This window comes from Dyella sp. SG562, from assembly GCF_011759495.1.
In the GTDB taxonomy this organism is placed as follows: domain Bacteria; phylum Pseudomonadota; class Gammaproteobacteria; order Xanthomonadales; family Rhodanobacteraceae; genus Dyella_D; species Dyella_D marensis.
Window position 1 is genome coordinate 226,214 of record NZ_JAAOYS010000009.1, and the last position, 23,012, is coordinate 249,225.

At 64.0% G+C, this 23,012-nt stretch carries 25 protein-coding genes; 9 read left to right on the forward strand and 16 right to left on the reverse strand.

The features are described 5' to 3' along the window. Positions 1 to 60 precede the first annotated feature (60 nt). Positions 61 to 618, forward strand: a complete 558-nt coding sequence (locus FHW84_RS17130) for a TetR/AcrR family transcriptional regulator (protein WP_167257184.1) — start codon at positions 61 to 63, stop codon at positions 616 to 618. A gap of 43 nt (positions 619 to 661) precedes the next feature. Here the strand turns inward: FHW84_RS17130 and FHW84_RS17135 are convergent, their stop codons facing one another. Both FHW84_RS17135 and FHW84_RS17140 read right to left on the reverse strand, forming a co-directional pair. After that, the gene (locus FHW84_RS17135; RefSeq protein WP_167257185.1) at positions 662 to 1,309 is read right to left on the reverse strand and encodes a dihydrofolate reductase family protein; all 648 of its coding nucleotides are present in this window, start codon (positions 1,307 to 1,309) and stop codon (positions 662 to 664) included. A 121-nt stretch (positions 1,310 to 1,430) separates the two neighbouring features. After that, on the reverse strand, positions 1,431 to 1,826 hold the full coding sequence (locus tag FHW84_RS17140) for a RidA family protein (protein WP_167257186.1): 396 nt from the start codon (positions 1,824 to 1,826) through the stop codon (positions 1,431 to 1,433). A 130-nt stretch (positions 1,827 to 1,956) separates the two neighbouring features. Here FHW84_RS17140 and FHW84_RS17145 point away from each other — a divergent pair, with 130 nt between their 5' ends. After that, positions 1,957 to 2,877, forward strand: coding sequence for a LysR family transcriptional regulator (locus FHW84_RS17145; RefSeq protein WP_167257187.1), 921 nt, complete (start codon positions 1,957 to 1,959; stop codon positions 2,875 to 2,877). A gap of 47 nt (positions 2,878 to 2,924) precedes the next feature. Continuing rightward, positions 2,925 to 3,635 (forward strand): rRNA pseudouridine synthase, encoded by a 711-nt coding sequence (locus FHW84_RS17150; protein WP_167257188.1) that lies wholly within the window; start codon positions 2,925 to 2,927, stop codon positions 3,633 to 3,635. A gap of 96 nt (positions 3,636 to 3,731) precedes the next feature. Here the strand turns inward: FHW84_RS17150 and FHW84_RS17155 are convergent, their stop codons facing one another. Genes FHW84_RS17155 through FHW84_RS17165 form a run of 3 tightly spaced genes read right to left on the reverse strand, consistent with a single transcriptional unit; the run spans position 3,732 to position 4,801 of the window. Next, positions 3,732 to 4,169 carry a hypothetical protein gene (locus tag FHW84_RS17155; protein ID WP_167257189.1) on the reverse strand — a complete coding sequence of 146 codons (438 nt, stop codon included), beginning with the start codon at positions 4,167 to 4,169 and terminating at the stop codon, positions 3,732 to 3,734. Positions 4,170 to 4,227: 58 nt separating this feature from the next. Next, positions 4,228 to 4,647 (reverse strand): DUF4288 domain-containing protein, encoded by a 420-nt coding sequence (locus FHW84_RS17160; RefSeq protein WP_167257190.1) that lies wholly within the window; start codon positions 4,645 to 4,647, stop codon positions 4,228 to 4,230. Continuing rightward, positions 4,640 to 4,801, reverse strand: a complete 162-nt coding sequence (locus tag FHW84_RS17165) for a hypothetical protein (RefSeq protein WP_167257191.1) — start codon at positions 4,799 to 4,801, stop codon at positions 4,640 to 4,642. Before FHW84_RS17165 ends, FHW84_RS17160 begins: the two co-directional genes overlap by 8 nt. Before the next feature lie 433 nt (positions 4,802 to 5,234). On the opposite strand from FHW84_RS17165, the gene FHW84_RS17170 reads away from it, so the two are divergent. Next, positions 5,235 to 6,155, forward strand: coding sequence for an alpha/beta hydrolase (locus FHW84_RS17170; protein ID WP_167257192.1), 921 nt, complete (start codon positions 5,235 to 5,237; stop codon positions 6,153 to 6,155). A gap of 57 nt (positions 6,156 to 6,212) precedes the next feature. Here FHW84_RS17170 and FHW84_RS17175 read toward each other — a convergent pair whose 3' ends face one another. From FHW84_RS17175 to FHW84_RS17205, 7 genes are all read right to left on the reverse strand, one after another. Then, positions 6,213 to 6,815 carry a hypothetical protein gene (locus FHW84_RS17175; RefSeq protein ID WP_167257193.1) on the reverse strand — a complete coding sequence of 201 codons (603 nt, stop codon included), beginning with the start codon at positions 6,813 to 6,815 and terminating at the stop codon, positions 6,213 to 6,215. A gap of 315 nt (positions 6,816 to 7,130) precedes the next feature. Next, positions 7,131 to 7,436, reverse strand: coding sequence for a hypothetical protein (locus FHW84_RS17180; protein WP_167257194.1), 306 nt, complete (start codon positions 7,434 to 7,436; stop codon positions 7,131 to 7,133). Positions 7,437 to 7,997: 561 nt separating this feature from the next. Then, entirely contained in the window at positions 7,998 to 8,423 is a 426-nt protein-coding gene (locus tag FHW84_RS17185) for a hypothetical protein (RefSeq protein ID WP_167257195.1), read from the reverse strand. Positions 8,424 to 8,483: 60 nt separating this feature from the next. After that, entirely contained in the window at positions 8,484 to 9,650 is a 1,167-nt protein-coding gene (locus FHW84_RS23410; protein WP_167257196.1) for a M23 family metallopeptidase, read from the reverse strand. Between the two features lie 171 nt (positions 9,651 to 9,821). Further along, positions 9,822 to 11,747 (reverse strand): M13 family metallopeptidase, encoded by a 1,926-nt coding sequence (locus FHW84_RS17195; RefSeq protein WP_167257197.1) that lies wholly within the window; start codon positions 11,745 to 11,747, stop codon positions 9,822 to 9,824. 219 nt (positions 11,748 to 11,966) lie between these two features. Next, entirely contained in the window at positions 11,967 to 12,353 is a 387-nt protein-coding gene (locus tag FHW84_RS17200) for a GNAT family N-acetyltransferase (protein WP_167257198.1), read from the reverse strand. A gap of 14 nt (positions 12,354 to 12,367) precedes the next feature. Next, entirely contained in the window at positions 12,368 to 12,913 is a 546-nt protein-coding gene (locus tag FHW84_RS17205; protein ID WP_208399837.1) for a TetR/AcrR family transcriptional regulator, read from the reverse strand. Positions 12,914 to 13,130: 217 nt separating this feature from the next. On the opposite strand from FHW84_RS17205, the gene FHW84_RS17210 reads away from it, so the two are divergent. After that, complete coding sequence (locus FHW84_RS17210; RefSeq protein WP_167257199.1) at positions 13,131 to 13,361, forward strand: hypothetical protein; 231 nt, start codon at positions 13,131 to 13,133, stop codon at positions 13,359 to 13,361. Between the two features lie 48 nt (positions 13,362 to 13,409). Here FHW84_RS17210 and chrA read toward each other — a convergent pair whose 3' ends face one another. The 4 genes from chrA to FHW84_RS17230 form a co-directional block, all read right to left on the reverse strand. Beyond that, positions 13,410 to 14,618 carry a chromate efflux transporter gene (chrA, locus tag FHW84_RS17215; protein ID WP_167257200.1) on the reverse strand — a complete coding sequence of 403 codons (1,209 nt, stop codon included), beginning with the start codon at positions 14,616 to 14,618 and terminating at the stop codon, positions 13,410 to 13,412. A 64-nt stretch (positions 14,619 to 14,682) separates the two neighbouring features. Beyond that, on the reverse strand, positions 14,683 to 15,258 hold the full coding sequence (locus tag FHW84_RS17220; protein WP_167257201.1) for a DUF1579 domain-containing protein: 576 nt from the start codon (positions 15,256 to 15,258) through the stop codon (positions 14,683 to 14,685). A gap of 381 nt (positions 15,259 to 15,639) precedes the next feature. Continuing rightward, entirely contained in the window at positions 15,640 to 15,852 is a 213-nt protein-coding gene (locus FHW84_RS17225; RefSeq protein ID WP_167257202.1) for a helix-turn-helix transcriptional regulator, read from the reverse strand. Then, entirely contained in the window at positions 15,845 to 16,282 is a 438-nt protein-coding gene (locus FHW84_RS17230; RefSeq protein WP_167257203.1) for a hypothetical protein, read from the reverse strand. Before FHW84_RS17230 ends, FHW84_RS17225 begins: the two co-directional genes overlap by 8 nt. 160 nt (positions 16,283 to 16,442) lie before the next feature. Here FHW84_RS17230 and umuD point away from each other — a divergent pair, with 160 nt between their 5' ends. Genes umuD through FHW84_RS17250 form a run of 4 tightly spaced genes read left to right on the forward strand, consistent with a single transcriptional unit; the run spans position 16,443 to position 22,161 of the window. Next, positions 16,443 to 17,012: a translesion error-prone DNA polymerase V autoproteolytic subunit gene (umuD, locus tag FHW84_RS17235; protein ID WP_167257204.1), complete on the forward strand. Its 570-nt coding sequence runs from the start codon at positions 16,443 to 16,445 to the stop codon at positions 17,010 to 17,012. Positions 17,013 to 17,019: 7 nt separating this feature from the next. Beyond that, positions 17,020 to 17,652, forward strand: coding sequence for a translesion DNA synthesis-associated protein ImuA (gene imuA, locus FHW84_RS17240; RefSeq protein ID WP_167257205.1), 633 nt, complete (start codon positions 17,020 to 17,022; stop codon positions 17,650 to 17,652). A 4-nt stretch (positions 17,653 to 17,656) separates the two neighbouring features. Next, positions 17,657 to 19,069: a DNA polymerase Y family protein gene (locus FHW84_RS17245; RefSeq protein WP_167257206.1), complete on the forward strand. Its 1,413-nt coding sequence runs from the start codon at positions 17,657 to 17,659 to the stop codon at positions 19,067 to 19,069. Then, a complete protein-coding gene (locus FHW84_RS17250) occupies positions 19,066 to 22,161 on the forward strand; it encodes an error-prone DNA polymerase (RefSeq protein ID WP_167257207.1) in 3,096 nt (1,031 codons plus the stop codon). The genes FHW84_RS17245 and FHW84_RS17250 overlap by 4 nt, the downstream gene beginning before the upstream one ends. Positions 22,162 to 23,012: the final 851 nt, after the last annotated feature.

The following is a 23,012-nucleotide window of genomic DNA, read 5'->3' on the forward strand; positions in this document are numbered from 1 at the left end:
ATCTGACTGCTTAGTCGGAAATAATATGCGACCAGCCAGTCGGAAAAGCAAGAGGTCAGCGTGGCTCGAAAAAAAGAAATCGACAAAGACAGCGTTCTGGATGCCGCCGAGGCGGTCATCGTGGAATCCGGCGGGCGGAATTTCACGCTCGATGCCGTCGCCGAACGTGCAGGCATCAGCAAAGGCGGCCTGGTCTACACCTTCGCAACCAAGGACGGCCTGATGCATGCGGTACTGGAGCGAGAACTGGCTCGCTTCCAGGACGCCGTTCGTCGGCGGCTCGGCAATGGCCCCACCGGGCCGGCCGAACTGGCCCTCGCCCATATCGAAGAAGCATTGAGCGAGGACGACACTTCGACGCAAAAGGCGGCTTTTCTCGTCACGGCACTGGTGCACGCCCCCGACATGCTCGAGTCGATACGGAGCTTTTATCACGCACTGCTCGATCCACTTCGACCGCGTGGCAAAAACGCGGAAATCCGTCACGCGTTATTGGCAGTTGAAGGCATTTTTTTGCTCAAGGGGCTCGGGTTCGTAGAAGTCTCCCCGAGCGATCTCAAATCCGACTTGCTCCATGCACGCAAAGTGATCCTTGCTGCGCTGGGAAGATCGGCATGAGAGAACCGTGCGTATCGCGAAGCGCTATTTCGTCCGCATCTCGCTATGGACCTTTACGCAAAAACATATGCGTAGCGCGCTCACCGGGGACCACTTTGTCGCAGCGATAGCCAAGTGCATGCATATCGAGTCCATGAAACAGAGGCTCTCCCCTGCCCAGCAGCACCGGCCCCACCGCGAGATGCATTTCATCGATCAGCGACGCGCTCAGCATCTGCCGGATGGTCGATGCGCCGCCGCCAATACGCACATCCTTGCCTTCAGCCGCCGCAATGGCCTGCTTCACGGCGGACTCGATGCCGTCGGTGACGAAATGAAATACGGTGCCGCCCTCCATCACTAAAGGTTCCCGTGCGTAATGCGTCAGCACGAACACCGGCACGTGATACGGCGGCTCGTCGCCCCACCAGCCTTTCCAGCTGTCATCCGGCCACGGGCCGCGCACCGGGCCGAACATGTTTCGGCCGAGGATCCATGCGCCGACTTCCGCAAAACCTTGCTGGGCGATTTCGTCATCGACACCGGTTTCGCCGCCCTCGCCACCTTGCATTGCCCGCCACGTGCGCGTCGGGAAAAACCATTGCATCAGTTCCGGGCCGCGCACGCCCAGCGGATTCTCAAGGCTTTGGTCGGGGCCGGCGGCATAGCCGTCGAGGGATACAGCGAGGCTTCTTACCACCAGCTTGGTCATAAACCCTCCGTCGAGCGGACCAGGATGCGGCCATGCACTCATGGCCAGCGACGAACCTTGAATGCGTTCCGGGTACCTGTCAATCGACGACTGAGCGCTCCAACGGCAAAGGTGCTTCGAATTATTCCGCCGGCAGCTTGGCCACCACCTTGATCTCGAACTGGAACCCATAAAGCCACGTCACGCCCACGGCAGTCAGCGTCGGATGGGGAGCCTCGCCCCAATACTTCGGCACCACGCTCCAGACCTTCTCGAATACGGACTCGGGATCGACCATGAAGACAGTCACATCGACCACGTCCTCAAAGGCACATCCGGCCGCGGCCAATACCTCGTTCAAATGTTCGAACGCGAGCGACACCTGCCGCTCCAGATCCGGCTCGGGCGAGCCGTCGTCGCGGCTGCCGACCTGTCCGGAAACGAACAGGAAGCCATTCGAGCGGATGGCCGGCGAATAACGATTGCGCTCGTAAAGCGCGCGGCGGCCAGCGGGAAAAACGACATCGCGCGTTGCCATAAATCCACCTCCATCAGCATCAGGAACGAGAGAGGCACACTCTAGGCAGCAGCAGTGCGCCGATAAACAGCCATTCCCGGCTCACACTGTTTGTAGAATCCAAACAATCCCAGCTCCCACGGAAGCAACAATGGACCGGTTCGATGCGATGCAGGCCTTCGTCCGGGTCGTGGAGACCGGCAGCTTTACCAAGGCCGCGGAAACACTCGGCATAAGCAAGACCGCCGTGACCCAGCTCATACAGCAGCTGGAAGCGAGACTGCGCGTCCTGCTGCTCCATCGCACCACGCGCAAAGTCAACGCGACCGCGGACGGAATGGCGTATTACGAGAGCGCCATCAGGCTGCTCGCCGATCTGGACGATGCCGAGAACGGTCTCTCCGCCGCCACCGCATCGCCCAAAGGCAAATTGCGGGTGGATGTGCCAAGTCCGCTGGCCCGCATCATCCTGATACCGGCCCTGCCCGCATTCCACGCGCGTTATCCGGATATCCAGCTGGATATGGGCGTCAGCGATCGCATCGTCGACGTCATTGGCGAAAATGTCGATTGCGTGGTGCGCGGTGGCGAGCTCACTTCGCTTTCATTGAAGGCTCGGCATATCGGCGATCTTCGACTTGGCGTGTATGCGGCACCGGGCTATCTGGAGCGAAACGGAACGCCTTCGCACCCGCGCGAACTGGAAGGCCCGCACCACCGTATCGTCGGCTACGTATGGTCGCGCACCGGCAAGCCCATGCCCTACGCCATGCGCAGCGGCAGTGAAATCGTACGGATACAAGGGCGCTATGTGCTTTCGGTGGACGATGGCAATGCCTATCTGGAGGCCGGACTCGCCGGCCTCGGCGCACTCTGGCTGCCGGAGTACATGGCCACGAAGCACGTAGCCCAAGGCCAGCTGGTGCCGCTGTTCGAAGCCTGGCGAATGGATGCCATGCCGCTCTACCTGGCTTTCCCGCCCAATAAGCGCGTAAGCGCGAAGCTGCGCGTCTTTATCGATTGGATGGTTGAGCTCATGGCGCAACATGCGCCCGTAGCGCGCCGAGGCTAAGGCCGGGGTCTGCCTATAATGGCCCCCATTACCCACAGGCAAATCCGATGACCGAACCCGTACGCCTCGCCAAACGTGTCGCCGCCCTGGCCCAATGCTCGCGGCGCGAGGCGGAAATGTATATCGAGGGCGGCTGGGTGCGCGTGGATGGCGTGACGGTGGAGGAGCCGCAGTTCAAGGTGCTGGAACAGCACATCGAGATCGATCCCAACGCTCAGCTCGAACCCGCCGAACCCATAACCGTGGCTCTCCATAAACCCGCTGGCGCAACGATAGAGGAAGCCCGTGCGCTGATTCGCGAGGAAAGCCACTCGCCCGACGACGCTTCCGGCGTCCGCATGCTGAAGCGCCATTTCGCGCGCCTGGAATGCCCGCTCTCCTTGCCGGACCAGGCCAGCGGCCTGCTGGTATTCACGCAGGACTGGCGGGTGAAGCGTCGCCTGGAAGAAGACTTCGACCGCATCGAACAGGAAGTCGTGGTCGAAGTAACGGGCAAGCTGGCGCCGAACGGCCTTGCCCTGCTCAACCACGGACTCAGCTTCGACCATTACGCGCTGCCGCCCATCAAGGTGAGCTGGCAGAACGAAACCCATCTGCGCTTTGCCTTGAAGCGGATTGCGCCCGACAGGATCGAGCGCATGTGCCAGGCCGTCGGTTTGAAAGTATTGGCGATGAAGCGCATCCGCATCGGCCGTATACCCATGTCCCGGCTGCAACCGGGACAGTGGCGTTATCTGGCCAGCACCGATCGGTTTTGATGTCTTGAAGACATGCCAGCCTGCTGGTTCGGTTAGAAAATCTCCCAGCAAACGCTTTCTCGCTGGAACTTGAGCGCCGACAACCGGCGCCGGCTTTCAGGAGCCCCGGGCAAGCTCCAGCGGCGAACGCCCCCGGTCGATCACGACCGAAGCTGGATGGGCAGGGTCATAAAGCAGGTGAATGACCTTGAGCGGCTCCTGGAATACCGCCAGAAGGATTTCTTCGATATAGGTGCGGATGGCCGCGGTCCGCCGAGCACCGGAGGCATCCGTGTAATCAACCTCAAGAACCACGGCGCACATGGACTGCCCGTGCGATCCGCCACGACTGAGGTTATCGGAGTGAAGGCGGAGGCTGCGGATCACGCCATCCGCTGGCTGGCCCGTATGGACGAGCGAAAGCCAGAGTTTCTGCTCGGCCAGGTAGGAACTGTTTTCGCGACGGATATAGGCGATGACGCCTACACCAAAGACAGTGACGCCCGCCATTACGATGGCGAAGATGACCCACAGAAGCAGTTCCCAAGAAGCCATGGCGTCCTCGCGTGGCAAAGCAGGTTATCGATGGGGCTTCCGCGGCCCAGGCCCACCGCTATTCCCGGGCTTCTCCGCGCCGGAACCGCGCCCGAATTTCCTCCAGCGACATCGACTGAGCACGAAGCGCGCTGAGTTTGACCGACTCCCTCTCCGCCCACATGATCTCCGCGCCGTCCTGAAACCGCTCGTAAACAGGCAGGAGTTCGGTAATGCCTTCGAAGACCCATCGCACGGGAACGCCGTCATGGCCACCTTTATAGGGTTCGGTATGTTGCAGCCCGATGGCCTCTATCTTTCGGAAAGCCTCATCGAGATCTCCGGCTTCAACGATGACCGTATTTTCCCAGACCAGAAAATCGGCATCGGCATCGTCGTTGCCTGCCGCTTCGAGTTCGATAAAACGCAGGAGATACGATCCCACGTACCACCCCACGGGTGAGGTCGCGGCCGACAGCCGTGCGCCACGGTCATTCATTCCAAGGCACTCCAGCATCGAGTTGGTCGCTGAGCAAAAGGGTCGCAGGAAAGCCGCGCGAGCGGTCGTACTGCTCGACCACTTTCAATCCCACCGGATATGCGCCCGGCTTTCCAAGAAACTGGAAGGACGCCGATTGCGCCAGCAGGGGCATGGCGCAAAGCATTCCGGCCAGCGAAAGGCACCACCGACTCCATGTCTTCATAGCGGATCCGCGGAACGGCAAGCTTCGTAGGCTAGGCTCGATCCGGCCGCTCCACACATGCTGGAAGTCACCAGCGGGCGTGGCTTGCTCCTTTAAAGGCCGGGCGACTCGTTCGACCTGATCGAACGAGTCCGCCGTGCCCGTAGCACGTCTCAGGACCTGGCCCGGCGCAAGCTGTTCTCAAGGGCAGTCGCGGACACTACCTGCCACACTACCGAAGCCACGGCATAGCGATCTGCGGCCGGGGGCGGGACGGTAGCGCCAGCGATCATATGTACGTGACGGCCCCACCCTGAACTAGCTGCTGGACGAGGCAGGCAAGTCGCAGCGTCCAGTGCCGGGGAACCATCCATCAGCCATTCACTGCCTTGGGAGTCCAGCCATGATTCGCCGCTTCCTGATCGCGTGCCTGCTGGCCGCATCGAGTGTTCCAGCCGCCGCCAGCGTTCAACCATTTCCCTCGTCGTTTCGTGTGCAGGATATCGAGACCAACGGCGCCACCATCCATGTGCGCGTCGGCGGCAAAGGCCCTGCCGTCGTGTTGCTGCACGGTTTTGGCGACACCGGCGATATGTGGGTGCCGCTGGCGACGGACCTGATGCGCAACCACACCGTCGTTGTGCCGGATCTGCGCGGCATGGGTCTGTCGTCGCACCCGGAAGAGGGTTATGACAAACGATCGCAGGCCGCCGACGTCCGCGGCGTGCTGGCCAAGCTGGGTATCGACCATGCCGCTGTCGTGGGCCACGACATCGGCACCATGGTGGCGTATGCCTACGCCGCCCGTTATCCAGATAAGACGGATCGGCTGGTGGTGATGGATGCCCCCGTTCCCGGCATCCCGCCGTGGGACCAGATCGTGCGCTGGCCGGCGCTGTGGCATTTCGATTTTGGCGGCCCGGATATGGAGCGCCTGGTAGCCGGCCGCGAGCGTATTTACCTGGACCGGTTCTGGAATGAATTCGCCGGCACGCCGTCGAAGATCGACGAGGCTACGCGGCAGCATTACGCCGAGCTTTATGCCAGACCTGGCGCCATGCACGACGCCTTCCTGCAGTTCCGCGCCATTCGCAAGGATGCCGAGGACAACAAGGCCGCGATGGCAACCAAGCTCACCATGCCGGTGCTGGCGGTGGGCGGCGAGAAGTCGTTCGGGTCGAATGAGGCGGTGGTGATGCGTAATGCCGCGACTAATGTCACTGAGCTGGTGGTTCCCGGTGCGGGGCATTGGTTGATGGAAGAAGCTACGCAGACCACGGTTTCGGCGGTTCATAACTTTATCGACGGCAAGCCGGTGAAGTAAGAAGCTGCGGCGGGCGTCCGCGCCGGATCGAATGCGGACGCCCGTCCCGATGTTTGACTAGTGCGGTGCCGACACCCAATGCGCAAGTAGCGCCGATGCGGTCAGCAAAATCAGTCCGACGATCAAGATCACGGATTGCCTAGCGACTGCCTTGGCCACCGAGCGCGGACATTCGCTCGGCACCCACTTCTTGTCACCGGCCACCTGCATCTCCCACATCCCATATGTGCGGCGATACAGGATGACCTGATATGGACTCAGTCGCTCACCGAGACTTGCCATCAGCTCGTCGAATCCGAGCAGGCCTCCATCGATCTTCGCGATGATGGTGTCGTCCTTGTCCAGCAGCCATGAATCCGTTCCGCTTCTTGGAGCCTTTATGGTGACCACATGAACGATCGTGCTGAATGGTATGGATCGAGTACGGGACAGGCCGGTAATGGATATGCCGTCCGGGTCGAGTTTGATGCGATAGCGGCTGACGTATAGATAGCCGCAGATCAGCAGTACGAGCAGGGACGCCCCAACTACACCCAATGAGATTTGCGCACTGGCGCTTGAACATAGAGACGGCTCGAACGCTGCGATAAGGAAACCGGCAGGCAGCGCGGCGAAACCCAGAATTCCCCGAGAGAGCCATTTTGAATGACGGTACTCCATAGATTCCCTATCGCCAGAGCCTTTCCTTGAACGGGCTACGCCGTCAGCGAAAGCCCTTGAGCCGATAGCCTTCTACCATGAGAACCCAGCAAATGGGACTGCACTCATCGCCCCTCCCAGAGCACGCGAGGCAGGGCACAGCGATGCACCCCCTGCTCGTCATCCCGGCGCAGGCCGGGATCCAGTAGCGAGGCGCCGCAGTCGGGCGAATGCATCCAAAGACTTTGCTCTTGGAGTCCTTCGCGACCATCGAACCGTGACGTTACTGGATCCCGGCCTGCGCCGGGATGACGGTAAGGGTGTAGGTGGGGTTGATCAGGATGCCGGGCTTGGACGCTCCGACACCACCTCCTTCACTTGCAGCCACTGCATCCGCAAATGCGCCTGCGTCGCGCAGCGCGTGCCCATTTCGATAAACGTTGCGATGCTTTCCAGCATCACCGGCAAGCGCTGCGCATTCACGCTGCCGTGTTCGTCAGCCAGTTCCGCCAGCAATCGAATCGCGTTATGCGCGAAATGCAGCCACTCCGTCGCATCGTTCAACAACGCATCCGGCCCCGCCTCCGGATCCGAAAAATAGTCCACGTGGCGGCTCAGCCACGCCTCGCCATAAACGTCCATAAGCAACTCCTTGCTCTACGCCGCCCTCGTCCCGAGAACGGCACGCCGCCGGACAGCACGGCGTGCCGCGACCATACGGACTCGAGGCTTACCGAGCACCTGGAACACAGGCGCCGGGCGGCTTGATTGATGAAGTGGGTTGCGGCTTCAGTCGCTTTCGCCGTTGCACGAGGCAACGCGCCGGGTTTCACGGCTAGGAATTATTACCTGCGAAAACTCTTAGACCGCGGTTCTTCAACCGTGTCCGCAAAGACGGCGGACAGCCCGGTTAGCCGGCGAATGTGTCGCCCTGGGGATCGGCGAGCGGACAAGTGACGTATGATCTGGCACAGCCATGATCAACTCCTGTTTAGTTGGTGATGGTCAGCGGGTCAGGGGTGTTGCTGCACCCTTGGCCCGCGCTTCTCACAGCATTGCTGCCATGGTTGCTCGCGACGCGCACTAAAACACACCGCGAGCAACGCCTGCCACGCTATCAAATGGATTTTCGGTTGTCTGTAGGCGCACGCTCGTGTTGTGCGCACAAGGAGCAATTTACAGACATATCCGATGGCATTGAGGTCAGTGATCCTTCGGCGAGCCGCTGATCGCTTCGCTCAGAGTATTCATGGTCAATTTGTCCACTTCCGGATTGCCGCTGGTCCAGCGATACGTTTCCCGGTACTTGGCGATCGCTGATAGCGCCTTGGATGTATCGCCCTTCGGATCGTGGCCTGTCCTCTTCATCAAGGCCAGCTCATAAATATGGCTGTTCAGCCGCGACTCCAGGCCTTTTTCAGCACCGTCCACATCTTCGGCGCGAAGACTTTTGAGCGAACCCAAAGTCATCATGGCATCGGCGACTTTCGATTCGTCACGCTCCGAAGCCGCCCATTGATTCCAATCCACGCCTATTTGCTTCATGTATTCAAATACCGCGAAGCCCGTCAGCAGGCCGCCGACAATCGCTCCTGCAACCAGCAGACCGATGATTTTTGCCCAGCGCATAAGCCACCTCCCTTCCTTGTGATCAGGTTGTGCCCGCCCGGGCTGAAGACGAACGAATGGCTACGGATTCGCAAATCGCACCACCACATCATTCAACGGCATCTGCAGCTTGCGATGCTCCACTGCCGACTCCTTCCAGACTTCGCCCTGTCCGAACAACTGCGCCTCCGATTCCGGCCCGAGATAATCGAAGCTCTCGAACACATAAGGCAGCCCTTCCGACCCTTCGAACGTCACCGCCGTCGACAACTGGAAATGCAGATGCGGCGCGGCCGAATTGCCGGACTGGCCAAGCTGCCCGAGCGACTGTCCGCGATGGACGCGGTCGCCCGGCCTGACCTTGACGCTGCCCTTCTTCAAATGGGCATAAGTGGCGAATACGCCAGGCTGAAGTTCCAGCACCACGTAATTGCCGAAGAGGCCGTCCGCGGTCAGCGACGGAGGCTCGGGCTGCGGACTTAGCGGTTTGTGTTCCTGCTCGCCGTCGCGGGTATCGCGCACCACGCCATCGGCCACGGCGATCACCTCCGCGCCATAACCGATCCAATCCGCATACGTGGTCTTCTGCATGTCCTTGATGCCCGGCCGCATCGCGTGGCCCGCGTCGTCGACGCCAACCAGGTCCAGTGCATAGCGCTGCGGAATCGTCAGGTCGCCATTCACCGCCACCAGGCTGCCCCAGTGATGCGAATGCGCATTGCCGGGCCCTTCGTGCGCCAGCCACCGTCCGCCACGCAGAGGCGGCCCCAGCGTCATCGGCTTCTGGCTGTCGACCTTCACCGTCGCGCCATCGAGCGTGGTGACGGTCTTTTTCTCGGTATCGAATTCGATATGGTGGCGCAGCGTGTGCGGTAAAGCCGCGCCGGCGGGCAGCGTGATCCATACGAAGACGACGGCACGCTTTCCGGGCGCAATCGATACCGGCGTATGCTCCGCGGGCGAAGGCCGGACAAACTGGGATAGCTGGTTTTTATCGAGCACCAGCAACGGCGTCTTCGCGTCATCGCCGAAGACCTGCAAGCCTTTCGGTTTCAGCGCACCGGTATCGCCATAGAAATTGGTGATATGCAGTTCGTAAGCCAGATGGACCGCGCCATCCGTCCCGGTAAACCCTTCTGGCGCAAACGGCACCCGCGCCTCCACCGGAGCAAGCGCCTTTTCCGCATGAATCCCCGGCACGCCACAAGACAAGGCGACCAGCATCGCCACCGCAGACCTGCGAATCATTCGAACTCCCCCCAAAGGCGCATCGATATGTTGAACGCGACGTCCAGTCCAAATGCCCCCAGGGCACCTTGGCTTGGTGTCCACTCGCGTACCTTAGCGCACTGTCCGCTGCGGCGGGCCACCCCGGCCTTGCACCGGGGCGGCCTTAAGCGGCGGGATAATCCCCCGCCATTACCAGATCCTGACCCGGTCCGCCGGGGCCAGGTACATCGCGTCCCCGGGCTTGATGTCGAAGGCCCGGTAGAACGCGTCCTGGTTCCTTACCGGCACGATGCCGCGCACCGTGCGCGGCGCATGCTCGTTGCTTTTCAGCAGGCGCAGCGTTTCGCTGTCGCGCACCTTGGCCCGCCATTTCCTGGTCCATGCCATAAAGAACCGCTGGTCGCCGGTCAGGCCATCGATCACGGGAGCCGGCTTGCCATCCAGTGAAAGTCGATAAGCCTGGTAGGCCATGGCGATGCCGGTGTTATCCGCAACGTTTTCGCTCAGCGTAAGGGCGCCATTGACCCGATGGCCCGGCACAGCCTCGACACCGTCGTATTGCGCGACGAATGCCTGTGCACGCCGGTCGAATGCTTCGCGGTCCTTCTCAGTAAACCAGCCCGGCTTGCCGAGCAGCCGGCCATCGGCATCATATTGGCTGCCGCCGTCATCGAAGCCATGGCTGATTTCATGCCCGAGGGTGCCGCCGATGGCGCCGTAGTTGGCGGCATCGTCTGCTCCGGGATCGAAGAATGGCGGCTGCATCAGGCCGGCCGGGAACACCACTTCGTTCTGCGGCGGAAATTCATACGCATCTACCGTCTGCGGCGTAATAAACCACTCGCCCTTGTCTACCGGATGGCCGAGCTTGTGCATATTGCGCGCATATTCGAAGGCCCTGGCCCGGCGTACATTGCCGACCAGGTCGCCAGGCTCGATGGCGAGCTTGCCGTAGTCGCGCCAGCGGTCGGGATAACCTATTTTGACATGCAGCCTGGCGAGCTTTTCCTTCGCCTTCAGTTTGGTGGATGGCGCCATCCAATCCTGCGTATCGATCTCCTGGCGAAAAGCTTCCACCAGGTGTTTCACCATGTCCTGCAACTTCTGCTTGGACGACGGCGGAAAGTACCGTTCGACGTAGAGCCGGCCCAGGCCTTCGCCCATCGATGTTTCAACCAGGTCCAGGCCCCGTTCCCAGCGCGACGTGTTCTGCGGAATACCCCGCAGCACGGTGCTTTCGAAAGCAAAGCCTTCATCGACCCAGGCGCGGCTGAGGAAAGGCGCATAGGCGCTCAGCAGGCGGTAGCGCAGATAGGCCTGCCATACCGGCGCCGGAGTGTCTTGCAGCATCCGGCCTAATGCGGCGAAGAAATCCGGCTGCGCGAGAATGAGCGAATCGATGCCGCCGATGGCTTGCGATGCTTTGAGATAGGCCGGCCAGTCAATGCCAGGGGCCGTGCGCGGGAGATCCTTCAGCCGCACCTTGTTGTGGGTCTTGCTCGGATCGCCAAGCTCCGCAGCAGGCCATTGGGCTTTGGCAAGCTGCGTTTCCAGGGCAACGACCTGCCTGGCTTCCGCTTCGGCGTCGACGTCGCCCGCCATACGCAGCAGGGTGGCGACGTGCTTGCGGTAGGCCGCGCGCACTTCGCGGAAATGGTCGGTATCGTCCAGGTAATAGTCGCGGTTCGGCATGCCCAAGCCGCTCTGGTACAGCGTCAAGGCATATTGGCCGGGATCGTCCGCGTCGTTGAGTACGGAATTGCTGAATGGACTATCGACGCCGATGCTTCCGAGCTGCCCCATCAGTGCGCAGATATCGCCGACGGTGCGCGCGTGCCGGATGCGCTCCAGATCCTGAGCCAAGGGGCGCACGCCCAGCTTTTCCAGCGCGGCCTCGTCCAGGAAACTCCGATAAAGCCAGGCGATTTTCCGCCGATCGCCTTTCGCGTCAGCCGGCACGGCCTCGACCAGCTGGCGCAGCCTCTGCCGGATGACTTTATCGAGTTCGGAAGAAGGCGTAATGCGCTCCGCATCCGCCGGGATTTGCGCCGCATCGAGCCAGCCGCCGTTGACGTAACGGTAGAAGTCGTCCTGCGGACGGACCTTAAGATCCATATCGGCGACATCGAAGCCCGATGCGTTCGACGGGGACGCCAACGCAGAGGGCGCAGAAACGCCAGCCCTTGGCAGTTCACCCGCAACGCCAACACTTCCCGCAGCCGCCAACATGGCAGCGACAAACCAAGTCCGCATGCTTCCCCCTGTGACACAAGCGCCAGCCAACCGCCCAACGATCCCACGATCCCACGATCCCACGATCCCACGATCACACGATTACTGGAGCTTGATCAAACCCGCCTCGGTCGGCCTGAATCCGCAGCTTCGGTAGAACGAAGAAAGATGCGGTTCGAAATCGACGTGCAGCCAATGGGCGCCTCGATCCCTGGCAAGCACGGTGGCTTCGTTTACCAGGCGCGTGGCGACGCCTTGCCTGCGCAATCGCGGATGCACGCAAGTATCCAGGATGAAGGCATGCATGCCGCCATCCCATGCCACATTGACGAAGCCGATCAGCTCCCCGCTTTCATAAGCCCCGATATGCGCGAGGCTGCGCGAGAGAATGCGTGGAAATTCTCCGGACGCGTGGCTGCCCCAGGCTTGCAGCCAGAGCGCGTCGAGTTCATCGGCGGACGGAAACGGGTCGACGCGAAATTCCACCATCCCGTTTTCTGATATCACTTGGCAAGCCGATCGAGCGCCGCATGTGCGGCCACTCGGATCAGAACACTGACCTCGCTCGCCGAACGGCCCTCCGCCAGCTGCCGGAACATCGCAAAGCCGGTAAGGGCGAAGATCAGATCGACGGCATCGCGGCGCGGCTGCACACGCGTGCCTTTGCCGGCCACTTTTTCGACCAGGCTTGCAATCAGCTGCCGGCGCCGTTCGTTGCGCGCGGTCAAGGCCTGGGCGAATTCCTGGTCCGGCGCCATGGCGTCGTAGATATGCCGCAGCGCGGGGTCGCTGCTCCAGAACTCGCAGCAGATCTGCACCAGCTGGTCGAGCCCTTCGCGCGGATCGGCCTGTTCCCGCACATGCCGCAGCCGGCCCATCTGCCCGCGCAGCGCGATTTCGTCGAAGACCGCTTCCATCAGCCCGCGGCGCGAGCCGAACTGGTTGTAGACGGTCAGGCGCGTCACGCCCGCGAGCTTGGCCACCATCTCCAGCGAAAAGTTGGCGGCACTGTCCGACTCACGCAGAAATTGCATGGCGGCCTGCAGCACGCGCTCGCGCTTTTCGGCGGCGGCGGCGGCACGGACGGGGCTGGAGTAGGAACGCGTGGTCATGGGTGGTCGCTTGTAAATTACATATACACGTGTATATTCAATATCACCAACCGCAGGAACGGCGCGATATCGGCACCCATGGTAGCCATGCCCGATTCGCCTGCGCATCGATAAATCAAATCAAATTGAATGACCAAGGCCAGGAGCAAGCCTCATGCTAGTCCATGTTTTCCGCGGCCCTGGCCGCGTGTTCGGCGTAACGGCGGATGCGACAGGCGCCAACCTGCCCGCGAAATTCGCCCCATGGAATGCCCTGAAATCCGCGGAACTGGAGCGCGAGCGCGCGATGCCGGGCATCGATTCGGGCGAATGCCTGGACGATATCGCCAGGTACGGATTCCACATCACGGATGCGCACGTGCGCATCACCGATCAAGTCATTTGAATTGACTGATCGCGATGCAGGGGAACGGACTCCCTGCGATCCGGCATCTCAGGCAAGCGCATGGCGCGCGAGCGAAGCGCCCACGCACCAGATCACCACGGCCCACGCGGGCCACCGCACCGCTACCAGGCCCACGAAACCTACGGCGGCGATCGCAAAATCTCCCGCATCAGCCACCGCACCGACCCACACGGGATCGTAGAACGCCGCCGCCAGCAGGCCGACGACCGCCGCATTGACGCCGGCCAGCATGCGCGCCGCCCGGTCGCGCGCGGCCAGTGCCCGCCAGAACGGCAGCGTCCCGGACACCGCCAGCAAGCCCGGCAGGAAGATCGACAGCACGCCGACCAGCGCGCCGGCCGCCCCACCCTGCCCGCCATACATCTGCTTACCGAGGAAGGACGACAGCGTGAACATCGGCCCCGGCACCGCCTGCGCGGCGCCATAGCCGGTAAGGAAGGTGTCCGGGCTGACCCAGCCGGGATCGACGATGGCGTGCTTGAGCAGCGGCAGCACCACGTGGCCGCCGCCGAACACCAGTGCACCGGTCCGATAGAAAGCGCCGGCCATCTGTCCCAACGGCGGCAGCAAGGGCGGCAACACCAAGGCCGCCACCAGCAGCACTCCGTACGCGAGCAGAAGCACCGCGCCGCTGCGCGATCCGTACGTCAACGCAAACGTCTCGCCCTGCCGGGCAACCACCTGCCGGCAGATCAAGGGCCCAAGCGCTGCTCCGCCCGCCACCACCAGCCATTGCATCGCCGGCAGCGCGCTGAAGAGCATCAGTGCCGCGGCAAGCACCGCCAGCAAGGCGCGCGGCGGATCGGGACACAGGCTGCGCGCCATACCGAGCACGCCCTGCGCAACGACCGCCACCGCCACCAGCTTCAAGCCATGCACCACGGCCTGTCCCCACGGCCCCGCCAGTTGCCCGCTGAACTCGGCGAACGCAAACAGCAGCAGCGCCGAGGGCAAGGTGAACCCGACGAACGCCGCCAGCGCTCCCGCCCAGCCGGCGCGCAGCAGGCCGATGGAAAATCCAAGCTGGCTGCTCGCCGGCCCCGGCAGGAACTGGCACAGCGCCAGCAGCTGCGCGAAATGCTCCTCATCGAGCCAGCGGCGGCGCTGCACGAACTCGCGACGGAAATACCCCAGATGGGCGATCGGTCCGCCGAACGACGTCAGCCCCAGGCGAAGAAAAATGGCGCCGACTTCCCAGGCAGTGCCGGGGGGCGAGATTTTCGCAGCCTTGTTCATGCGCAAGCCGACCAGCCCATCGAACCGCCATCCTTATTCCACTGCGCGACTTCGTAGCACAAGCCTATTGCGCGTGGGTTTCCCTGGCCGCGCCGGAATCGGGGATTCGCGTGTAGTAGCTGACGGTTTCCACATGCATCGGGCCGCCGTCATAGGCATTGGCCACTTCCTCTTCGATGCGGTTGTGGTCCGCGCTCATGGTGGCGCGGATGGTGGTGTGCACTTTCTTGCCGTTGGACTCGCCATCGAGCTCCACCGTCCACGAGTTGCCTTTGACGACGGTGACGAAGTCGACGCAACCCTGCATGTTGTCGCACCACACGCTCTTGTAGGCCTTGGCCTTGGCATCCCACCACGCATAGCTCTGGCCCACGACGTCGCCGCTGGTGCCATGCGAGGTGAACTCCTGCACGATGGAGAAACCGCCTGGCCCTTTCTTCATCACCATCACGCCGTTGTCGACGCCGCCCTTGGGCAGGCTTTCGCTCGGCCCGGTGCGCATGAGCACTTTCCAGGTGCCGATACGGGGATAAAGCGCCGCCATCTCGGGCGGCGGTTGCGGGCCGGCCTCCGCGGCCAAGGCACCGGCGATCGACAGCATGCCGGCAAACGCAAACGACCATGGCAGATGCTTGAACATGACACGACTCCTCATCGAATCTAAGGTGTCGGCGCAACCGCTTCCGCCATGCGCGGCGTCGGCTGCGCCGGTCCGTCGCCGCCATCGAAGTCATCCAGCCGCAGCGCTTTCAGGCCACGACGAAACCCGAAGGCGCCCCTCATATCGAAGGCTGACGTAGAGCCCCTCTTACACCGGGAGAGGGGTAAGGGTTGGGGTACGGGCGGAACCGTGCGTTGCGCTTCGCCCGTACCCTCATCCGGCTGCCGCCACCTTCTCTCCCACGGGACTACCTTCGGGTCGCCGGAGGGAGAAGGGATTCATCCCAAACGTTGACGACATTCCGGCGAGCGTAACGAAGCCGTCGAACGACAGCCTGCCCCGTTCGTCACCCCTGCCCCGTCAGCTTTCCCACCGGAACACCTCATCCAACGGCTTGCCAAACACCTCGGCAATCCGAAACGCCGTCTCCAGCGTCGGCGAATACTTCCCCGCCTCCACCGCGGCAATGGTCTGCCGGGTCAAGCCGACGCGCTGCCCCAGATCCGCCTGGGTCATCTCGCCGGCCATGAAGCGCAGCGTGCGGATGTTGTTGGTCAGGCGCTTCTCAGACACGCCAGCCTCGGCGGTAGGCCAGGGCCAGCGAACCGTGGTGGACGACCTCGGCGGCGATCACGGCCAGCAGGGCGCCGTGCACGATGTCCCAGCCGCTGTGCTTGAACGGCATGACGAAACCGACCACCAGCATCCCGGCCATCAGCACGTAGTAGGCGAAGGTGGACGAGCGGGCATCCATGAAGCGCTCGCGCTCGTCCGGCGCCTCGTAGCGGTGGCCGCCGCCGCCCAGGCGGGCGTACAGCCGTTCGCCGCCGGCGATCACGCCGAGCGACCCCAGGGCGGCCGCCAGGGTGGCGATGCGGGTCAGGAAGCTCAGTTCGGCGTGCGCCTGCTGCTGCACTCCCACCGCGATGAAATAGGCGGCGCCGACCACGATGAGCGCGGCGGTCCAGATCCAGGCAAAGCGTTCTCTCGGCAGCATGGGCATGTCCCCTCTTGGCGTGGCCGCAATGTCCGACAAAGATAACTTGATGTCAAATATTTTTTACTTAAAGAAATTTCTTATCGCCGAACCCGAGGTATCTCAAGCGCTGAGATGATGCCGGTGCTATCTTGATTACCGACCCGATATTCAAGCTGCCGCAGCCATGTCTCCTCCCTCCCACGGTGGCTCCCGCCCCGGCGCCGGCCGCCCCTCCAGCGAACCGACCCAGCGCCTGCGCGTTCCCGAAAGCCAGGTGCCGACCGTGCTGGCCTACCTGGATGCCTACCGCCAGGGCAACTCGCTGGATACGCCGCGGCCGCTGTCGCTGCTGCCTTCCACGGTGGCGCTCACCGCCTTCAGCAGCCGCGTGCCGGCGGGCCTGCCCAGCGCGGCGGACGACGACGTCGCGGATGTCGTCGATCTCAACCAGCACCTGATCATCGCGGGACACGAACCGAGCACCTTCATCGTGCGCGTGTCCGGCTGGTCGATGATCGGCGCAGGCATCTTCGACGGCGACGAAGTGCTGGTGGACCGCGCGCTCAAGCCGCGCCAGGGCGACATCGTGGTGGCCATCGTTAACGGCGAGCTGTCGATCAAGCGGCTGGGCCAGGTCGACGGCAAGATCGCCCTGCTGCCGGAAAACGCGCACTTCAAGCCCATCGTGTTCAAGGAAGGCGAAACGCTGGAACTGTGGGGCGTGGTCACCCGCTGCCTGCGCCAGTTGCGTTGAGCGGGCGATGGGCCAGGTCGTCGCCCTCGATGCGCTGTTCGCCGGCCGCCAGGTCTGGCACGGCCGCGCCGCACCCGCCGCGGAACCCGGCAGCCAGCCCACCGGCTGGGCGCAGCTGGACGCCGCGCTGCCCTCCGGCGGCTGGCCGGAGCACGCGCTGAGCGAAATCCTGCTGCCCGCCGATGGCGTGGGCGAGCTGCAACTGGTGTTGCCTACCTTAGCGCGGCTGACGCAGGCCGATGGCGTGATCGCGGTGATCGCTCCGCCTTACACGCCTTGCGTCGCCGGCTGGGAAAACCGCGGCGTGGCGATGTCGCGCGTGGACATCGTGCGCACCGATACGCCGCGCGACGCGCTGTGGGCCGCCGAGCAATGCCTGCGCTCCGGCAGCTGCGCCGCCGTGCTGGCCTGGCCGCAGCAGGCGGACGACCGCGCGCTGCGCCGCCTGCAGGTCGCCGCCGATCACGGCCGCGCGCTCGGTTTCCTGTTCCGCGACCGCCGCCACGCACCGCAGGCTTCGCCCGCGGCACTGCGGCTGGAAGTGGAAACCGCGCCGGTACGGCAGCTGCGCATCCGCAAATGCCGCGGCGGGCAACCGCCGGCCATGGCGATTCCCTTCCCCGCCGAAAGCGGGCGCTGACGCCATGCTCTGGGCCTGCATCCTGCTGCCGCACCTTGCACTGGACGGCGTGCTGCGCCGCCGTCCGCCGTCGGACGAGCCGCTGGTGCTGGTCACCGGCCCGGCGCAGGCACGCAGCGTCTACGCCGCCAATGCATCGGCACGCGCGGCGGGCTTGCGCCCCGGGCAGAAGCTCGCCGCGGCACAGGCGCTGCTGGCGCATTTCGACGCCGTGGAATACGACCCCGCGGCCACCGAACGCTGGCACCGCCTGCTCGCCGCCTGGGCCTACCGCTACAGCGCCGAGGTGGCGCTGTGGCCGCGCGCGATCGTGCTGGAAGTCAGCAAGAGCCTGGGCCTGTTCGGGCCCTGGCCGAAGTTCGAACGCCAGCTGCGCAACGACCTGACCGAGCTGGGCTTTCGCCACCACATCGCACTCGCGCCCACCGCGCGCGGCGCCCACGTGCTGGCCGGCATGCACGACGGCCTGGCGGTGACCACGCCGGATGCGCTGCACAGCGCGCTGCTGTCCGTGCCGGTGGGCAAGGCGCGCCTGCCCGGGCAGGCGGCCGACAGTCTGGCCGGCATGGGCCTGCGCACGCTGGGCCAGCTGCTGCGCGCGCCGCGCGACGGCCTGCGCCGGCGCTTCGGCGACGAGCTGACCGCACACCTGGATTACCTCACCGGCGCCACACAGGAAGTGCTGCCGTTCTATCGCCCGCCGGACCGGCTGGACTTAGGGATGGAATGGACGCACGAGATCGAGCACGTGGAAGCGCTGGTGTTTCCGCTGCGCCGGCTGACCGGCGATCTCGGCGCGTATCTGGCCGGACGCGACGGCGGCGTGCAGCGCTTCATGCTGCGGCTGATCCATCGCGACGGCAGTTCCACCGATGTCTCGATCGGCCTGCTCGCGCCCGAACGCGAACCGGCCATGCTGTTCGAACACGCACGCGGCCGCCTGGACCGCACCACGCTGCCGCAACCGGTGGTGGCGATGCGGCTGGTGGCGCACGAGCTGCCGCCGTTCGTGCCGGCCGGGCGCGATCTGTTCGACACCCGCCCGCTGCATGCGCTGCCGGCGGAGCAATTGCGCGAACGCCTGCGCGCGCGGCTCGGCGACCAGGCCGTGGGCAAGCTGCGCGCCAGCACCGACCCGCGCCCGGAACGCGCGCAGACCGCCGACATGCAGGCGCAATTCATCGGCACGCCCACGCCGCTGCCGCGCCCGACCTGGCTGCTGGACACGCCGATCCCGCTGCGCGGCCCGCCGCCGCGCATCCTGGCCGGCCCCGAGCGGCTGGAGACCGGCTGGTGGGACGGCGGCGGCCTGCGCCGCGATTACTACGTGGTGGAAACCGCGCAAGGACAGCGCGCCTGGGTGTTCTGTCCGATCGGCGAACACGGGCCGTGGATGCTGCACGGGTGGTTCGCATGACGGACTACGCGGAACTGCACTGCCTGTCGAACTTCACGTTCCAGCATGGCGCGTCCAGTGCCGGCGAATTATTCGAACGCGCCAAAGCCTGCGGCTACCGCGCCCTGGCGATCACCGACGAATGCTCGCTGGCCGGCATCGTGCGTGCGTACGAGGCATCGCTGGAATTCGAACTGCCATTGATTGTCGGTTCTCAATTCAAATTGAATGACGAATTGCGTTTCGTGCTGCTGTGCGAAACGCGCGAAGGCTATACCTCGCTGTGCCGCCTGATCACGCGCGGCCGCCGCGCCTCGGCCAAGGGCACCTACCACCTGACCCGCGCCGACCTCGCCGACGGCCTGCCCGGCACGCTGGCGCTATGGCTGCCGGGCGCCGAACCGGATGCCGCCGATGGCCGCTGGCTGGCCGAACGCTTCGCCGGCCGCTTGTGGCTGGCGGTGGAACTGCATCGCGGCCCGGATGACGCGGCCCGCTTGCGCCAGCTCGAAGCGCTGGCCGGTGAACTCGGCATTCCAGCGGTCGCCGCGGGCGACGTGCATATGCATGTGCGCGGGCGGCGGGCGCTGCAGGACACGCTTACCGCGATCCGCCACGGACTTACCGTGGCGCAGGCCGGGGCGGTGCTGTTCAAGAACGGAGAGCGGCATCTGCGCACCCGCGATGCGCTGGCCGATATCTATCCGGCGCATCTGCTGGCCGAGACGGTGCGCATCGCGGAGCGCTGCAGCTTCAACATGGACCAGCTGCAGTACCGCTATCCGGCGGAGCTGGTGCCGGAGGGGCATACGGCGGCATCGTGGCTGCGCAAGCTGACCGAGGAAGGGATCCAGCGGCGCTGGCCCGATGGCGTCAGCGAGAAGAACCGCAAGCAGATCGAAATCGAGCTGGCGCTGATCCGCGAGCTGGACTACGAGCATTACTTCCTTACGGTGGAAGATATCGTCCGCTACGCGCGCAGCATCGGCATCCTGTGCCAGGGCCGCGGCTCGGCCGCCAATTCGGTGGTGTGCTACGCGCTGGGCGTGACCAGCGTCAGCCCGGACGAGGCGCAGTTGCTGACCGAACGCTTCATGTCGGCCAGCCGCAAGGACCACAAATACAACCGCCCCGAGCCACCCGATATCGATATCGATTTCGAGCACGAGCGGCGCGAGGAGGTGATCCAGTACATCTATCGCAAGTACGGCCGCGAACGCACCGCGCTGGCCGCCACGGTGATCAGCTATCGCGGCCGCAGCGCGGCGCGCGACGTGGGCAAGGCGCTGGGCTTGTCGACCGACCAGGTGGCATCGCTGAGCGATGTGTTTGCGTGGCGCAACGGCGGCTCGCTGGACGAGCATCTGCGGGAAGCGGGGCTGGATCCGGATAGTCCGCTGCTGCAACGGGTGCTCTTGTTGACCGAAGAACTGCGCGGCTTTCCGCGGCATCTCTCGCAGCACGTGGGCGGCTTCGTGATCTCCGATGCGCCGCTGTCGGAGCTGGTGCCGGTGGAAAACGCGGCGATGCAGGATCGCACGATCATCCAGTGGGACAAGGACGACCTGGACCGGATGAACCTGCTCAAGGTGGATTGCCTGGCGCTGGGCATGCTCACCTGCGTGCGCAAGTGCTTCGATCTGATGAAGCAGCATGAGGGGGTGTCGCACACGCTGGCGTCGATCCCGATCGATGACGAGCCGACCTACGCCATGGTGCAGAAGGCCGACACCATCGGCGTGTTCCAGATCGAGAGCCGCGCGCAGATGTCGATGCTGCCGCGGCTGAAACCGGCGAATTACTACGACCTGGTGATCCAGGTGGCGATCGTCCGGCCCGGCCCGATCCAGGGCGACATGGTGCATCCGTATCTGCGCCGGCGGCGTGGCGAAGAAAAGGTCTCCTATCCTTCGGACGCGCTGCAGGAAGTGCTCGAGCGCACGCTGGGCGTGCCGCTGTTCCAGGAACAGGTGATGCGCATCGCCATGGTGGCCGCCGGCTATAGCGGCCCCCAGGCGGACGAACTGCGCCGCGCCATGGCCGCATGGAAACGCCACGGCGGCATGGAGAAGCATCGCGACCAGTTGTTCAGCGGCATGAAGGAGCGCGGCTACAGCGAAGCGTTCGCCGCGCAGATCTTCGAACAGATCAAAGGCTTCGGCAGCTACGGCTTCCCCGAAAGCCACGCCGCCGGCTTCGCCAAGCTGGCCTACGCCAGCGCCTGGCTGAAATGCCACTACCCCGCCGCGTTCGCCTGCGCCCTGCTCAACGCACAACCGATGGGCTTCTACAGCGCCAGCCAGATCGTGCAGGACGTAAAACACCACAAAGTCGCCGTGCTGCCGGTGGACGTGCGCTACAGCGACTGGGACTGCACGCTGGAACGCGACCCGCACAGCAAGGGCGGCTTCGCCCTGCGCCTGGGCCTGCGCCAGGTGCGCGGCTGTTCCGAAGCCATGGCGCGACGCGTCGAGCAATCGCGCACGCAGTCACCGTTCGCCGACATCGTCGACCTGTGCACGCGCGCCGGCCTGGACCGCCGCCACCAGGACCTGTTCGCCGATGCCGGCGCCCTGCGCGGACTGGCCGGCCATCGCCATCGCGCGAAGTGGGCCGTCAGCGGCGTGGAAGCGCAGCTGCCGCTGTTCGGGCGCAGCAGCCCCGCGGAGGAAGCGGTTGCCTTGCCGCCACCGACGGCGGCGGAGAACCTGCTGGCGGATTACGCCCACACCGGGCTCAGCCTCGGCCCGCATCCGCTGCGCCTTCTGCGTACGCGGTTGCGCGCGCAGCGCTTTCTGGATTCGAAGCAGCTCACCGGGCTGCAGCACAAGATGCCAGCCCGTATCGCCGGGCTGGTTACTCAGCGGCAGCAGCCGCAGACGGCTAGCGGGGTCACTTTCATCACGCTGGAGGATGAGCATGGTCCGGTGAATGTAGTGGTGTGGCGGCAGGTTGCCGAGCGGCAGCACCGGGCGTATCTGGAGGCGCGGCTGCTTGGCGTGGAGGGGCATTGGGAGACGGTGGATGGCGTTTGCCACTTGATCGCCAGGAGGCTGGTGGACTTGAGTCCGTTGCTCGGGGAGCTGGATGCCCGCTCCAGGGATTTTCATTAGTTGTCGCGGTATCGCGATTGGGCCGCTTATGCGGAGGGCGTTGCCGACGCCCGCTCTTTGCTCGTCATCCCGGTGTAGGCCGGGATCCGGTTTCTGTGTCGCTCGGTTGTCGCGTGGCCGCGATTTGGCCGCTTATGCAGCGGGCATTCCGTGCGCCTGCCGGCGCCCGGGTCACTTTCTCTTTGCTGGCTCAAAGAGAAAGTAACCAAAGAGAGAATGGCCTGAGAGCCAAGGCTCGCGACGCGACTAGAAGGAGCGGTGGGCGGCTGCGGTAGCCTGATTAACCTGGGTCTACACGAAACACCAGTGCGGTTTCGTAACGCGTCCTTCAACGTGCCGTGGCCGAGAGGATGTTCAAGGAACGAGGCCAGCTTTGGCTCTTCGTTCCTGCCTCCCTCACGACTTCACCCCTCTCCCCTCCGGGGAGAGGGCAGGGTGAGGGGTCGGGCGGAGCGCAATGTCAAATCTTGCCGTGGCGTAGGTTGGGGTGAGCCGCAGGCGAACCCCAACGTGGCGAGGCGCGTAAAGGTGCGGGTGTTGGGGTTCGCCTGCGGCTCACCCCAACCTACACCGTACGCTTACGCAACGAACAGGGCTAAGCCCAAAAGCTGGCCTCGGTCATTGAACATCCTCTTCGCCACGGCACGTTGAAGAAGCCGCTACGTAAACGCACTGTCGTTTCGTGTAGACCCAGGTTAATCAGGCTACCGCAGCCGCCCACTGCTCCTTCTAGTCGCGTCGCGAGCCTTTGACTTGAGGCCATTTCTCTTTGGTTACTTTCTCTTTGGGCCGGCGGTTTCAACGGGTCAATGCAACACCCATAGTGTTGATGACCGGGAGAGGCGATGAGC